Raw genomic sequence first — 13,266 nt, 5'->3', positions numbered from 1 at the left:
TATTCTAATGATAAGGGGACGGAGCCTCTCTCCGTCCCCTTACCGTTCTCCGCAGAGCCTAGAAGCCAAGACGCTCCCACTGGGCGCCGATCTCTCGCCGGCGCTCGTCCATGTCCTCGGTGACCTCGGTGCCGTAGAGGTCGCTGATCTTCTCGGAGACCTGCCCGTATGTCTCGTGGACGCTGCGCGCCGCGTTCTTGAGGCTCGTTTTTGCCTCGTCACTCAAGCCAAAGCGGTAGAGCAGCGCGCAACCTCCCGCGAGCACGCCGAGAACGGTCGCGTATCGAGCAATCTTGTTCATCTATGACCACGTCCCCGGGCCGGCGAGAAGGTCGACGATGTGCGCCAGCTGCTCCTCGGAGGCAAATTCGATCTCGATCTTGTTCTTGCCCCGGACGTTCTTCACCCTGACGTTGGTGTCCAGGGCAAGACGCATCTGACGTGCGGCGCGTTTGAACGACTGCGGGGTCGACACGCGTCGCGCGGGCTTCGCGTCCTGACTGACAGAAAACGTCGAGGCAAGGGTTTCTGTCTGTCTGACGGACAGGCGCTCGTCGACAACCTTCCTGGCGAGCTCGCAGCGTCCCTCCTCGCTCGGCACGGCGAGGATGGCACGGGCATGCCCGGCGGTCAGGCGGCCGTCCTCGACGAGCTCCTGCACCTCATCGGGCAGGTCGAGAAGCCTGAGCGTGTTGGTGATCGTCGAGCGCGACTTCGAGAGGATCTTTGCCAGCCCCTCCTGGGTGAGGTCCTTGTCCTTGATGAGCTGACGATAGCCGCGCGCCTCCTCAAGCGGTGTCAGGTCAGAGCGCTGAAGGTTCTCGATGAGGGCGAGCTTGAAGACGTCCTCGTCTGAGATCTCCCTGATCACCACCGGAATCTCGGTCAAGCCGGCCTGTCGAGCTGCCTGGTAGCGGCGCTCGCCCGCGACGATCTCGTAGGTCGAGCCCTTCTTCCTCACGAGAAGCGGCTGGAGAACGCCGTTCTGGCGTATCGAGTCGGCGAGCTCCTCGAGCTCATCCGCCTTGAAGGTTCTTCTCGGCTGTCCCTTGTTTGGACGGATCTGGTCGATGGGAAGGGTCGAGTCGGGACGCATGCCCGCGGTCTCGGCGTCAGCCTCGCCGACAAGCAGGCCCAGTCCCTTGCCGAGCCCGGACTTCTTAGCCACGGGCAATCACCTCCCGAGCGAGCTTGGAGTAGGCCAGGGCTCCCTTGCTCACGCGCGCATACATGGAGACGGGCAGGCCGTGGCTCGGTGCCTCGGAGAGCTTCACGTTGCGCGGGATGATGCTCTTGAACATCTTCTTACCAAAGAACTCCTGGACCTCGTCGACCACCTGCTTCGAGAGGGTGGTGCGACTGTCGAACATCGTCATCACGACGCCAAAGATCTCGAGCTCGGGGTTCATGCGCCGCTTGACCATCTGCATGGTCTCGAGCAGCTTGGCGACTCCCTCGAGGGCGTAGTACTCGCACTGGATCGGAATGATGAGCGAGTTGGCCGCCACCAGGGCGTTAATGGTGAGAAGACCGAGCGACGGGGGGCAGTCAATGAAGACGTAGTCAAACTCGTCCTTGACCTTCTCGATGACGCCCTTGAGGATCGTCTCGCGCGCCATCTCCGAGACGAGCTCGATCTCGGCGGTCGCGAGCTGGATGGTCGCAGGAACGATGAACACGTTCTTGGTACACGTCTCCATGATGACGTTCTCGACCGGCACGTCGTGAAGGATCACGTCGTAGACGTCCTGCTCGATGCCGTCCTTCTCGATGCCAAAGCCGCTCGTTGTGTTGCCCTGAGGGTCAAAGTCAACGACAAGGACCTTCTTCTTGGTCTCGCCGAGACAGGCCGAGAGGTTGACGACCGTCGTTGACTTGCCGACGCCGCCCTTCTGGTTGATGACTGCGATGACCCTGCTGTCGCGTTGTGGTAGGCCTCGTTTAATGTCTCTGTAGTCCATTGAGCCTCCGTAGCGTCTCCGTCCGTTCCCTCTCTATATTAGTTGGTTTCACGCGAGGCCTCGGCAACGAGCCCCCGTTTCACGTGAAACCATCTTGTCCGCGGCGAGCCCTGTCCCGCGGCCTATCGGGCGGCGGGCGTCTCTTCCCCCAGAGGGTGACGCTTTGCCTCGCCGGCCTTTCTTGGGAGCTTCACGCGTGCCGTCTCGGTCCTCTGGTAGATGAGGATCTCTCGGTGTCCGAGCTTCCTGGGAAGCTCGAACGTTTCACGTGAAACCAACGAGAGCCCACAGAGACGAGCGGCCGCTTCGGCATGGGAGAGCTCCTCCTCGGTGAGACGACCCTTCTCGAGAATCAGACAGCCTCCGGTCTTGAGGAGCGGCGTCGCATATTCGATGAGCACGTTCGACTGGGCGACCGCGCGTGCAAAGACGTAGTCCTGTCTCTCGCCGCAGGTGGACACACACTCCTCAATGCGCGCATGCGTGGCATGCAGGGAGCTTGCACCAAGCTTCCTCACGAACTCGGAGACGGCCGCGACCTTCTTGTTCACCGAGTCGACGAGAAGCCCGTGGGCTCCCGTCATGATACCGAGCGGGATGCCCGGGAAGCCTGCTCCCGTGCCCATGTCGACGAACCAGGACGAGCGGGCGAGCCTCACGGCGTCACAGGCGAGCGGCAGCAAGGAATCAACGACGTGCAGCGTGACGGCGTCGACGGGATCGGTGATTCTCGTGAGGTTCACGACCTTGTTCTTCTCGATGACCAGAAGCAGGTGCTTGACGAGCGCGGCGGCCTGCTCCGCGGTGCACGCAATGCCAAAGGAGGAGAGCTCCTCCCTAACCTGGGTCTCAAGTGCCGTTGTGTCGAGCGCGTCCATCTCTCAGCCTTCCTGACAAAAAGTAGTGATACGAGAAGTTTTGTCACAGAAAAAGGGAGGGCGCCGGACGCCCTCCCTCGAAGATACCATGTGCGGCGCACCTACACGGCGGTGATCACCACGTGACGCTCGGGGTCGACGCCCTCGGAGTGCGTGACCACGCCCTCGTCATCGACGAGCGCGAGGTGCACCAGACGGCGCTCGTACGCGTTCATCGGGGCGAGCGAGACCTTGCCGTGACGCTTCTTGGCGCGTGCTGCAGAGGAGCGCGCGAGGTCCTGAATCTTCTTCTTGCGGCGGTTCTTATACCCCTCGATGTCCACGACGACGGGGTAGAAGAACTTGATGCGGCTGCTGAGCAGGGAGGTTAGGACCATCTGCAGCGCGTCGAGCGTACGGCCGTGACGCCCGATGAGCACGGCGAGGTCGCCACCGTTGACGTCGAGGATGAGCTCTCCGTCCTGGCCGTCATACTCGTCGATGGAGGAGCTCGTCTCGCCAAAGAGCGCGAGGATCTCCTTCAGATAGCCCACCGCGAGGTCGGCGATGAGGTCCATCTCCTCGTCGGTCAGGTCAACGCCGGCCTCGTAGTGCTCGCGGATGGAGGAGAACTCGTCCTGAGGGGCATCCTCGCTCGGGAGTCCCTCCGAGTTCTCAAGAAGCTCTTCCTCCATGCCTACCTCCCAATGGTTTATCTGGAAAATTAGAAATTTAATTAGTTCTTCTTGTGCGGGCGCGCCTTCTTCTCCTTGCGCACCACGTCGACCTCGATGGGACGGTTGACCGCCTCGGCCTCGGCCTCGGCCTTCGCCTTGTCCATGACTCGCTTGGTGATGACGCGCTGCTGGATGACCTGCCAGATCGAGGAGGTCACGTAGTAGAGCAGGACGGCGGCGGGGACGCCCCAGCCAAACCACAGCATCATGAGGGCCATGACGCCGCCCATGATCATCGTCTGGCTCTTCTGGGCCTCGGACTGGGTGCTCACGTTCATGATCATCGGGATGAAGGTGAGGACGCCAAAGAGGACGTCAAAGAGGATGTAGGGCGCTGCGGCCATGATTCCGCTCGTGTCGAGCACGGTCTGAGCGGACTGTGCGATCGAGGGAAGGATGTTGTAGAAGCTCGCGTCGGCCGGAACCTGGCGGGCGACGGTGAACAGGCCAAAGAAGACCGGCATCTGCAGGAAGATGGGAAGGCAGCCACCGAGCGGGTTGAACTTCATGTCTGCGTAGACCTTGCGCAGCTCCTCGGCCTGTCGCTCGGGGTCGTCCGCGTAGCGCTCCTGGATCTCCTGCAGCTTGGGCTGCATGACCTGCATGCGAGCCGTCGACTTGGTCGAGTGCGCCATGAGGGGCGTGAGCAGGAGGCGGATGATAACCGTCAGGATGATGACGGCCAGGCCCCAGTCGCCCACCACGCCCTGAATGCCGGCGAGCACCCAGGTCAGAAAGTTAATGAACCATTCCCACATGCTTCCTCCGCTCCGTCACGGGACGGGATCATATCCACCAGCGTGAAGGGGGTGACACCTGAGTATCCTACGAAGGGCGAGCCAGCAGCCGCGAACGGCTCCGTAGCGCCTGACGGCCTGGGCGGCGTACTCGGAACAGGTGGGGGTGTAGATGCACCGCGCCCCAAACAGAGGCGATATGCGCCTCTGATAGAAGCGAAGGGCCGCGAGCGCCGCTCGGGCGCCTGCGGCCACCTAGACCCCCGCCCTGTCGAGGAGCCTCCCCAGCGCCGCGGCGACCTGCTCGGGCGAGCTGTCGTGCGTCCGCGACGTGGAGAAGAGAATGACGTCGAAGCCGTCTCTCGGAAGGGCACAGGAGCGGGCGGCCTCTCTGAGGACGCGCTTGCACCTGTTCCTGAAGACGGCGTTCCCAAGCCGCTTAGCAGCGACGAAGGCGACCCTGCCCGGGACGCCCTCGTCGTTGTTGGCAACTCGTATTCGCAGGAGCGCGTCGTTGTAACGCCTCCCACGCGAGAAGACCCTCTCAAAATCTCTCTTGGACTTGATGGTCTTCATGAGTCCTTGCTAGACGGTGAGACGCTTGCGACCCTTGGCGCGGCGACGGGCCAGGACGGCGCGGCCGCCCTTGGTGGCCATGCGGGCACGGAACCCGTGGGTGGTGGCGCGCTTGCGCTTGTTGGGCTGATAGGTGCGCTTCATAGCTATTCCTCCCGGTTTCTGGGTATGGGCATCCTCTGAATAAGCCCAGAGATTGTAAGGGTCTTGGCCCTGACCTGTCAATTTTTCCGCAAAAGAATCTTTTTGGGAGGGCCCGGAGAGGCCCGATCGGGGCCCCTCGGCCTCACATCCAGATGGATTCATCCTTACATATGCGTGAAAGATTGCGTGCTCGTGGTATTCTTTTCAAACGCATTTCACTAGGAATCCGCAGTTTTCTACAGGTTTTTATCGGCTGTTGAAAACTTTCACGAACATCGGATTCTCAGTGAAAAGTTATCTACACGAGTCGAACAAATGTCGAAAGGGAGGTGCGGGACGATGGCGCGGGACTTCTACCCCTTTGTGGAGGGCACGGGGGAGGAGGGGCGCGAGGCGCTCGAGGTCACCCATCCCGCCCGCATCGCCGTCTACGACGACACCGCCGCCGCGCCGCGCGTGGTGGTGGTCGAGCCCCGCGACGTCCGCGGCTACCTCGAGGAGATCACCTCCGAGGTGAGCCGCCTCTCGAGGGAGCAGGGCGGCTCCATCCCGTTCATGGTCATCAGGGAGATCGTCGAGAACTTCGTCCACGCCTACTTCGAGGCCCCCACGATCACGATCTTGGACGGCGGCAACACCATCCGCTTCTCCGACCAGGGGCCCGGCATCAAGGAGAAGGCGCGCGCCCTCGAGTACGGGACCACCTCCGCCACCGAGGAGATGCGCCACTACATTCGAGGGGTTGGGTCGGGACTGCCCTACGCCCAGCAGTACATGCAGGACAAGGGCGGCAGCCTCGAGATCGAGGACAACATCTCCGGCGGCACCGTCGTGACCATATCCACGCACCCCGCCGCCGACGCCCGCGCCGTCACCGGGGCCGAGGACCAGGGCGCCGAGGGCACGCAGGCGGTCCCCGCGCAGACGGGCGTGCCCTGGCAGCAGTCCCCATGGGGCTGGCAGCCGGGCGCCCCGGGCACCGGCTGGGCGCAGCAAGCATACCCGCCGCAGCCGTCGTATGCCCCCCAGCCCGCCTACCAGCCGCGTCCCCTCTACCAACAGCCCTCCTACCAGCAGCCCTCCTACCAGCAGCCACCCGCGGCGCTCTGGCAGGGGGCGCCCGCCGAGCCCGCCGTCCGCCTCGACGAGCGGTCGCGGCAGGTGCTCCGGCTGCTCGCCGAGCGGGGCTCCGCGGGCCCCACGGACCTCGTGCAGGCCTTTGGGTCGTCGGCGGCCACCTGGTCTCGCACCCTCTCGGCGCTCGCCGCGCAGGGTGCCGTGCTCAAGCGCGGACAGAAGTACCAGCTCACCGAGTTCGGCCACACGCTCGCCGTGTGAGACGGGGCCGCACCCCGCCGCGCCACGCCGACCGCCCACCGCAAAATACGTCGGCCCGGCCGAGTCAGGACCCAGACTTATCAACAATCGCTATACTGATTGGGCTCATTTTTCAACATTCGAGAAATGCGGGACCCATGGAACTCTCCCTTGAATCCGACGCCGAGGCCCTCTGGCAGGACGCGCTCGATCTTCTCGCCGCCCAGCAGCGGCTCCCCGAGTCAGTGCTCGCGATGCTGCGCAACTGCACGCCCGTGAGCATGGAGGGCGGCACCCTGCGCCTCACGACGCCGATGCGCCTCGTGCTCAAGACCGTCTCAAAGAACGCCGCGACGGTCGAGGAGTGCCTCACCCAGGCCGCGTTCGAGCCCATGAGGCTCGACATCTCCTTCGCGCCCGCGCAGTCCGCGCCGCCCGCCCCCGCCGCGAGCTCGAGCATGTCCCGCGAGGAGGCGGCCGCGTGGCTCGCGGAGACGGAGCCGGCGGCGGCCCCCCGCACGCCCAGGAGCATCGCCGAGGACACCTGGGACGAGAGGCGCTCGGAGGAGGCCCGAGCCGAGGAGGCCCGCCGGCGCAGGGAGAGAAACCCGCTGGTCGAGGACATCTCCGAGGCCACGTCCAAGCTCACCTTCGGGCGCTTCGTCCGCGGTGACGAGAACGACATCGCCTACCAGGCGGCCCTGCAGGTCGCCAACGGCATGAACAGCACCTACAACCCGCTCTTCATCTACGGCAAGAGCGGCCTGGGCAAGACGCACCTCCTGCGCGCGATCCAGAACTACGTGGCGCGCAACGACCCGTCGAGGCTGTGCGTCTACCGCGACGCCTCGAGCTTCATCACCGACTACACCGAGGCGATGCGCCACTCCGAGCGCTCGGCCGCCTCGGTGCTGCGCCAGAACTACGCCGACATCGACGTCCTCATCATCGACGACATCCAGAAGATGGCGGGCAAGGCGGGCACCGTCGGCTTCTTCTTTGACACCTTCAACGAGCTCATAGGCAACGGCAAGCAGATCGTGCTCGCGGCCGACCGCACGCCCGCGCAGCTGGGCATGGGAAAGGACGGCTTCGACGAGCGCGTGACGAGCCGCCTGGGCTCGGGGTTCACGACCCCCATCCAGGTCCCGAGCTACGAGCTCAAGCTGCGCCTCATCGAGACCTTCTGCGAGCGCATGCGCGAGGACGCCGAGCGCGAGAACGTGCCCGCCCTCTCGGGGACGGTCCCGGAGGGGGCCATGAGCTACATGGCCGAGCTCGCGGGCACCAACATCCGCGTCATCGAGGGCTTCTGCCAGCGATGTCTGTTCGCCGCGACGGCGGCGGAGGGCCGCGGAGGCGAGATCGCGCACGAGGAGATCGAGGCCATCGCCAAGGAGTGCTGGCCCTCGTCCATGCGGACGGTCTCGATCGAGGACGTCCAGCGGGCGGTCGAGAAGTACTATGACATCGACCACACGAGTCTCGTGGGCAACAAGCGTCACAAGGGCCTCATGGAGGCGCGCCACGTCGCCATCTGGCTCTCGCGCGAGCTCTGCGACCGGACCCTCGCCGACATCGGCGCGCACTTCGGGGGCAGGAGCCACGCCACGATCATGCACAGCATCGGCGTGGTCGACGAGGCCAAGCGCAGCGACAAGGCCTTCTACGACCGACTCATGACGATTCGCGAGTCGATCACGGGGAACCTCTAGCCATGTCTAAGACCCTGTCGACAACGTGTCGAGGCGCGCGGAAAAGGGCGCGGGCGGTGTCGAAGAAGTTTTCGACACGCGCCGGCCTGTCGAGGCGAGAAGAAGGCGCGCAGTCTTTTTGGGTGTTCTTCTCGCGTCCATGAGCTGCGAGTTCTTGAGGTTTTGAGCTTTTCGACAGTCCCTATTACTACTACTGTTCTTAAGTATGTATTTAGATAGAAGAGAGAAGAGAAAGGGTCTAGCATGAAGTTCACCGTTAGCCAGTCCTCACTCATGAAGGCCCTCGCCGTGGTCTCCAAGGGCATGGGAGCCAACTCGACGCTGCCCATCCTCGCCGGCATCTATGTCCGCGCGGCCGAGGGCACCCTCGAGTTCCAGACGAACAACCTCACCATCTCGATCCGCCACCTCATCCCCGCCAACGTGGAGGAGCCGGGCGAGGCCGTGGTCTCGGGCAAGGTCCTCACGAGCATCGTGAAGACCCTCTCCGACGCGGCGGTCACCTTCGAGGGGTCGGACCGCACGCTCGTCATCTCCTGCGAGAAGTCGACCTTCCGCCTGAACACCCTGAACCCGGCCGACTGGGCGGGCTTCCCCGAGGTCCAGGCGGACCGCACGATCGAGCTGCCGAGCGAGCTGCTCTCCCGCATGGTGGAAAAGGTCTATCGCGTCACCTCCAAGGAGAACTCCCGCCCGATCCTGCAGGGCATCCTGCTCACCGTCGAGGACAACACGATCAGGCTCGTGGCGACCGACTCCTTCCGCCTCGCGGTGTGCGACTCCTCCGTCGAGGCCGCGGCGGGCGAGGCGTTCCGAGCCATCGTCCCGGGCGCGGTCTTCCACGACGTCCTGGCGATGCCCTCCATGACCGACGTCGTCTCCATCGGCACCACCGAGAGCCAGATCGTGTTCACCTTTGGCAACACGACCTTCGTGTCCCGCCGCATCGAGGGCAACTTCCCCGACTACAAGCAGCTCCTCCCGCCGACCTGCTCGACGGCCGTGGGCATCGACGTCGCCGCCTTCTCCGCGGCGCTCAAGCGCGTCTCGGTCATCGCGCTGCAGAACGCCTCGGTTCGCTTTGACGTGGACGCCGACGGGGGCCTCATGAGGCTCTCCGCGCGCTCCCCCGAGCAGGGTGAGTCCGCCGAGACCGTCCCGTGCGACGTCGAGGGCCAGAGCCTCTCGATCGCCCTCAACTACCACTATGTCTTCGACTGCGTGAACGCCGTCTCGGAGAGCTCCGAGGCGCGCCTCGAGCTCCAGAGCGCGGTCCAGCCGGCGATCTTCAAGTGCAACGGCAAGGTCAACTACCTCTACCTGCTCATGCCGGTGCGCCTCTAGGGGATGGGACTTCTCGTCACAGAGCTCTCGCTCGCGGACTTTCGCAGCTTCGAGCGACTTGAGGTGACCCTCTCGCCCGAGGTGACGGTCTTCGTGGGGCCCAACGCCGCCGGTAAGACCAACACCGTCGAGGCGCTCCAGCTGCTCACCTCGGGACAGTCGTTCAGGCGGCCCGCGCCCGCGCAGCTCGTGCGCGAGGGCGCCGCCTCCGCCCGCGCCGCGGCCCGGCTCGAGGGGGACGGGCGGGTGCTCGACGCCCGGCTTGACGTGGTCTCCGGGAGGCGCCAGTTCTTCCGCAACGGCAAGCGCTGCCAGGCGGCCGACATGCCCGAGGCCCTGATGTCGGTGCTCTTCACGCCGGACGACCTGGCCCTGGTCAAGAGCGGTGCCTCGGCGCGCCGCGGCGAGCTCGACGACTTTGGGCGGCAGGCCAACCGGGGCTACGCCAACGTGCTTCTCGCCTACCAGCGCTCCGTCGAGCAGAGAAACCGCCTGCTCAAGGAGGAGGTTCCAGACGAGGGCCTGCTGGCGGCCTGGGACGCGTCGGTCGCGCTGGGCGGGGCGACGCTGCTCCACGCGCGCCTGCGCCTGTTCTCGCGGCTCGCCCGGCGCGTCTCCGAGGTCTACGCGCGCGTGGCGGGCGGCGAGCGCCTCGAGTGCTCCTACTCGTGCACCCTCGGCGAGGGCGTCGAGGACCTCACCCGCGACGAGCTGCGCGACGTCTTCCTGGACGCCCTCGAGAGGGGACGGGCGGAGGACCTCGCGCGGCGCCAGACCTGCGTGGGCCCGCACCGCGACGACGTGGTCTTTGAGATCGAGGGCCGCGACGCCCGCCACTTTGGGTCGCAGGGACAGCAGCGCACGGTGGCGCTCGCGCTCAAGATGGCCGAGGTCGACCTCGCCGGCGAGATCTTGGGCTCGCGGCCGCTCCTGCTGCTCGACGACGTGATGAGCGAGCTCGACGCCGCCCGGCGCGACGCCGTCATGGGGTATGTCCGCGAGGGCATCCAGACCGTGGTCACGACCACCAACCTCGGGTACTTCTCGCCCGAGCTGCTCGAGCGGGCGGAGGTGGTCCGCTTTGGCGAGTGACGCCACCCCGCGCTTCGCGAGAAGCGAGCTCGAGCGGCACCTGCTCGCCCGCGAGCAGGCCCCCTCCGCCGTCTCGGACGTCTTCTCGTCGGTGCTCGACGACATGGACGGCGCGCGGGCGGCACGTTCCACGTGGAGCGTCGGCCGGGCGTGGTACGCCGTGAACGGGGACATCGAGCGGGCGCACACCACCGGGGTCTTCGTGCGCGAGCCAAAGGGCCGCGAGCAGTTCCCGGCGCTGATCGTCTACGTGGACTCGCGCGCCCGCGCGACCGACTTCAACGCCAACCGCGAGGTCTACCAGGCCCGCCTCGAGCGCGTGGGCCTGCGCTTCTCGGAGCTCGTGTTCCGTGAGTCCAAGCGCACCGCTGCGCGCCCCGAGCCCGCCCGCGGCCGGGGGTCCTTCTCGCCCGCGGAGAGAGGCCCGCTCCCCGACGACGAGGCGGCCGAGATAGAGAGGCTCAGCTCCCAGGTCCCGGAGGGACTCAGGGACAGCGTCTCTCGGGCCATGAGAGCATCGTGGGAACGATAGACGCCACAAGTAGCTGAATTCGTGAAGCCCGCCTTAGAGGGCCTCTCAGCGTCTCACAAAAGCTATCATCGTGAAGACTGGGCCGATTTAGCTCTCGGCCCATGTGAGAAAGCCATGTTGGGAGACAGCGACGCCGCTGTCCCCGAGGGAGGAAGAGCGCGTGGCAAAGAAGAAGGAAAACGAGTACGGCGCCGGAGAGATCAAGATCCTCGAGGGCCTCGAGGCCGTGCGCAAGCGCCCGGGCATGTACATCGGCACGACGAGCGCCTCGGGCCTGCACCACCTGGTGTGGGAGATCGTGGACAACTCCGTCGACGAGGCCATGGCGGGCTTTTGCACCAAGATCAAGGTGACGGTGCACCCGGACAACTCGATCACCGTCGAGGACAACGGCCGTGGCATCCCCGTCGAGCGCCACCCGGTCAAGAAGATCCCGACCCTCGAGGTCGTCCTCACCATCCTGCACGCCGGCGGCAAGTTCGACAACAACGCCTACAAGGTCTCCGGCGGCCTGCACGGCGTGGGCGTCTCCGTCGTCAACGCCCTCTCCAAGAAGCTCGTGGCGCAGGTCAAGCGCGACGGCAAGATCTACGAGATGGCCTTCGAGCGCGGCAAGACCGTGCAGAAGATGAAGGAGGTCGGCACCTCCAAGGCCACGGGCACCACGATCACCTTCTGGCCCGACGAGGAGATCTTCGAGACCACGGTCTACGACTTCGACACCCTCTACAACCACCTCCAGGAGACCGCCTTCCTCAACAAGAACCTCAAGATCGTCCTGGTTGACGAGCGCGAGCTGATGCCGCGCACCGAGGAGTTCTGCTACGCCGGCGGCATCATCGACTTCGTCAAGTTCCTGAACGAGGAGAAGGACATCCTTCCCGGCCTCTCCCGCCCGATCTACATCGAGGGCCGCTCCGCCGCGGACGCGCCCGAGAGCCAGATGGGCGAGGTCGAGGTGGCCATGCAGTGGAACACCGGCTACTCGGAGCGCACGCTCTCCTTCGCCAACGACATCTATACCGAAGAGGGCGGAATGCACCTCGAGGGCTTCCGCACGGCCCTCACCAACGCGATCAACAACTACGGTCGCAGCCACAACATCATCAAGGAGAAGGACCCCAAGCTCGAGGGCGGCGACATCCGCGAGGGCCTCACGGCGGTCATCTCCGTGAAGCTTCCCGACCCACAGTTCGAGGGCCAGACCAAGGCCAAGCTCGGCAGCTCCTACATGCGCACGCTCACCAACCGCGTGGTGGCGCAGGGCATGGCCGAGTACCTCGAGGAACACCCCAACCAGGCCAAGGAGATCCTGAAGAAGGCCTCCCAGGCCGCCAAGGGGCGCCTCGCCGCCCAGAAGGCACGCCAGGCAACGCGGCGCAAGAGCCTGCTCGAGAGCGCGGCGCTGCCCGGCAAGCTCGCGGACTGCTCGGTGCGCGACGCCGAGATGACCGAGCTCTTCATCGTGGAGGGCGACTCGGCAGGCGGCTCGGCCAAGGACGGCCGCAGGCGCGACATCCAGGCCATCCTGCCCCTGCGCGGCAAGATCTTGAACGTCGAGCGCGTGGGCGACCACCGCGCCTTCTCGAGCGACACCATCCAGGCGCTGATCACCGCCATCGGCACCGGCGTCACCACCGGCGCGGGCGACGGCGGCGACTTCGACCTCTCCAAGGCCCGCTACCACAAGATCATCATCATGACCGACGCCGACGTCGACGGCGCGCACATCCGCATCCTGCTGATGACGTTCTTCTACAAGTACATGCGCCCGCTCATCGACGCCGGCTACGTCTACATCGCCACGCCGCCGATCTTTGGCGTCAAGGTGCGCAACAAGATCCACTACGTCTACCCCGACGGCAAGACGCCCGAGGACGAGCTGCTGCGCCAGACCATCCGCGGTCTTGGCCTCGACCCCGACGAGGAGGACGAGACCGACAAGTCCCAGGCCGCCATCAAGGGCTCCGGCCGCAAGCGCAAGGGCTACTCCGTCCAGCGCTACAAGGGCCTCGGCGAGATGGACCCCAAGCAGCTGGCGAGCACCACGATGGACCCCAAGACGCGCATCCTGCAGCGCGTCTCGATCGAGGACGCCGCCATGGCGGACCGCGCGGTGCGCGAGCTCATGGGCAACCAGGTCGAGTACCGCCGCGACTACATCGAGAAGCACGCGCACGACGCCCGCTTCCTCGACGCTTAAATCTGGCCTTCCCTGGTACCGAGTGAGATACCAGCTGCCGTAAGAAGGAGA

15 protein-coding genes are annotated in these 13,266 nt (G+C 65.3%); 6 read left to right on the top strand and 9 right to left on the bottom strand.

Features of this window, described 5'->3' with window-relative positions; translation table 11 throughout:
* Window positions 1-58: 58 nt before the first annotated feature.
* The 9 genes from NW198_RS05815 to rpmH all read right to left on the bottom strand — a co-directional run bounded on the left by NW198_RS05815 (window position 59) and on the right by rpmH (window position 5,012).
* A complete protein-coding gene (locus NW198_RS05815; protein WP_087313738.1) occupies window positions 59-301 on the bottom strand; it encodes a hypothetical protein in 243 nt (80 codons plus the stop codon).
* Window positions 302-1,168: a ParB/RepB/Spo0J family partition protein gene (locus NW198_RS05810; protein ID WP_258340385.1), complete on the bottom strand. Its 867-nt coding sequence runs from the start codon at window positions 1,166-1,168 to the stop codon at window positions 302-304.
* On the bottom strand, window positions 1,161-1,961 hold the full coding sequence (locus tag NW198_RS05805; protein ID WP_258340384.1) for a ParA family protein: 801 nt from the start codon (window positions 1,959-1,961) through the stop codon (window positions 1,161-1,163). Before NW198_RS05805 ends, NW198_RS05810 begins: the two co-directional genes overlap by 8 nt.
* Before the next feature lie 122 nt (window positions 1,962-2,083).
* Window positions 2,084-2,839, bottom strand: coding sequence for a 16S rRNA (guanine(527)-N(7))-methyltransferase RsmG (gene rsmG, locus NW198_RS05800; protein ID WP_258340383.1), 756 nt, complete (start codon window positions 2,837-2,839; stop codon window positions 2,084-2,086).
* 101 nt (window positions 2,840-2,940) lie between these two features.
* On the bottom strand, window positions 2,941-3,513 hold the full coding sequence (locus NW198_RS05795) for a R3H domain-containing nucleic acid-binding protein (RefSeq protein ID WP_087313731.1): 573 nt from the start codon (window positions 3,511-3,513) through the stop codon (window positions 2,941-2,943).
* 41 nt (window positions 3,514-3,554) lie between these two features.
* The gene (locus tag NW198_RS05790; RefSeq protein WP_258340382.1) at window positions 3,555-4,313 is read right to left on the bottom strand and encodes a YidC/Oxa1 family membrane protein insertase; all 759 of its coding nucleotides are present in this window, start codon (window positions 4,311-4,313) and stop codon (window positions 3,555-3,557) included.
* Window positions 4,314-4,328: 15 nt separating this feature from the next.
* Window positions 4,329-4,547 carry a membrane protein insertion efficiency factor YidD gene (gene yidD / locus NW198_RS05785; RefSeq protein WP_087313727.1) on the bottom strand — a complete coding sequence of 73 codons (219 nt, stop codon included), beginning with the start codon at window positions 4,545-4,547 and terminating at the stop codon, window positions 4,329-4,331.
* Window positions 4,548-4,868: a ribonuclease P protein component gene (gene rnpA / locus NW198_RS05780; RefSeq protein ID WP_087313725.1), complete on the bottom strand. Its 321-nt coding sequence runs from the start codon at window positions 4,866-4,868 to the stop codon at window positions 4,548-4,550.
* A gap of 9 nt (window positions 4,869-4,877) precedes the next feature.
* Window positions 4,878-5,012 (bottom strand): 50S ribosomal protein L34, encoded by a 135-nt coding sequence (gene rpmH / locus NW198_RS05775; RefSeq protein ID WP_072373740.1) that lies wholly within the window; start codon window positions 5,010-5,012, stop codon window positions 4,878-4,880.
* 339 nt (window positions 5,013-5,351) lie between these two features.
* Here rpmH and NW198_RS05770 point away from each other — a divergent pair, with 339 nt between their 5' ends.
* The 6 genes from NW198_RS05770 (at window position 5,352) to gyrB (ending at window position 13,215) form a co-directional block, all read left to right on the top strand.
* Entirely contained in the window at window positions 5,352-6,350 is a 999-nt protein-coding gene (locus NW198_RS05770) for an ATP-binding protein (RefSeq protein WP_258340381.1), read from the top strand.
* 137 nt (window positions 6,351-6,487) lie between these two features.
* Entirely contained in the window at window positions 6,488-8,044 is a 1,557-nt protein-coding gene (locus NW198_RS05765; protein WP_258340379.1) for a DnaA ATPase domain-containing protein, read from the top strand.
* Window positions 8,045-8,287: 243 nt separating this feature from the next.
* On the top strand, window positions 8,288-9,388 hold the full coding sequence (gene dnaN / locus NW198_RS05760; RefSeq protein WP_258340377.1) for a DNA polymerase III subunit beta: 1,101 nt from the start codon (window positions 8,288-8,290) through the stop codon (window positions 9,386-9,388).
* Window positions 9,389-9,391: 3 nt separating this feature from the next.
* The gene (gene recF / locus NW198_RS05755; protein ID WP_258340376.1) at window positions 9,392-10,480 is read left to right on the top strand and encodes a DNA replication/repair protein RecF; all 1,089 of its coding nucleotides are present in this window, start codon (window positions 9,392-9,394) and stop codon (window positions 10,478-10,480) included.
* Window positions 10,470-11,012: a hypothetical protein gene (locus NW198_RS05750; RefSeq protein ID WP_258340375.1), complete on the top strand. Its 543-nt coding sequence runs from the start codon at window positions 10,470-10,472 to the stop codon at window positions 11,010-11,012. Before recF ends, NW198_RS05750 begins: the two co-directional genes overlap by 11 nt.
* Before the next feature lie 160 nt (window positions 11,013-11,172).
* A complete protein-coding gene (gyrB, locus tag NW198_RS05745) occupies window positions 11,173-13,215 on the top strand; it encodes a DNA topoisomerase (ATP-hydrolyzing) subunit B (RefSeq protein ID WP_087313713.1) in 2,043 nt (680 codons plus the stop codon).
* Window positions 13,216-13,266: the final 51 nt, after the last annotated feature.

Source organism: Thermophilibacter sp. ET337 (genome assembly GCF_024733715.1).
Classification (GTDB): Bacteria; Actinomycetota; Coriobacteriia; order Coriobacteriales; family Atopobiaceae; genus Thermophilibacter.
This window is presented reverse-complemented; position numbering and strand designations above follow the sequence as displayed.

What these genes read in the sequence shown, in the direction of transcription:
- rsmG (WP_258340383.1), bottom strand. Translation starts at nt 2,839, where the DNA reads ATGGACGCGCTCGACACAACGGCACTTGAGACCCAGGTTAGGGAGGAG.
- NW198_RS05765 (WP_258340379.1), top strand. Translation starts at nt 6,488, where the DNA reads ATGGAACTCTCCCTTGAATCCGACGCCGAGGCCCTCTGGCAGGACGCG.
- NW198_RS05790 (WP_258340382.1), bottom strand. Translation starts at nt 4,313, where the DNA reads ATGTGGGAATGGTTCATTAACTTTCTGACCTGGGTGCTCGCCGGCATT.
- NW198_RS05770 (WP_258340381.1), top strand. Translation starts at nt 5,352, where the DNA reads ATGGCGCGGGACTTCTACCCCTTTGTGGAGGGCACGGGGGAGGAGGGG.
- rnpA (WP_087313725.1), bottom strand. Translation starts at nt 4,868, where the DNA reads ATGAAGACCATCAAGTCCAAGAGAGATTTTGAGAGGGTCTTCTCGCGT.
- recF (WP_258340376.1), top strand. Translation starts at nt 9,392, where the DNA reads ATGGGACTTCTCGTCACAGAGCTCTCGCTCGCGGACTTTCGCAGCTTC.
- rpmH (WP_072373740.1), bottom strand. Translation starts at nt 5,012, where the DNA reads ATGAAGCGCACCTATCAGCCCAACAAGCGCAAGCGCGCCACCACCCAC.
- dnaN (WP_258340377.1), top strand. Translation starts at nt 8,288, where the DNA reads ATGAAGTTCACCGTTAGCCAGTCCTCACTCATGAAGGCCCTCGCCGTG.
- NW198_RS05805 (WP_258340384.1), bottom strand. Translation starts at nt 1,961, where the DNA reads ATGGACTACAGAGACATTAAACGAGGCCTACCACAACGCGACAGCAGG.
- NW198_RS05795 (WP_087313731.1), bottom strand. Translation starts at nt 3,513, where the DNA reads ATGGAGGAAGAGCTTCTTGAGAACTCGGAGGGACTCCCGAGCGAGGAT.
- NW198_RS05815 (WP_087313738.1), bottom strand. Translation starts at nt 301, where the DNA reads ATGAACAAGATTGCTCGATACGCGACCGTTCTCGGCGTGCTCGCGGGA.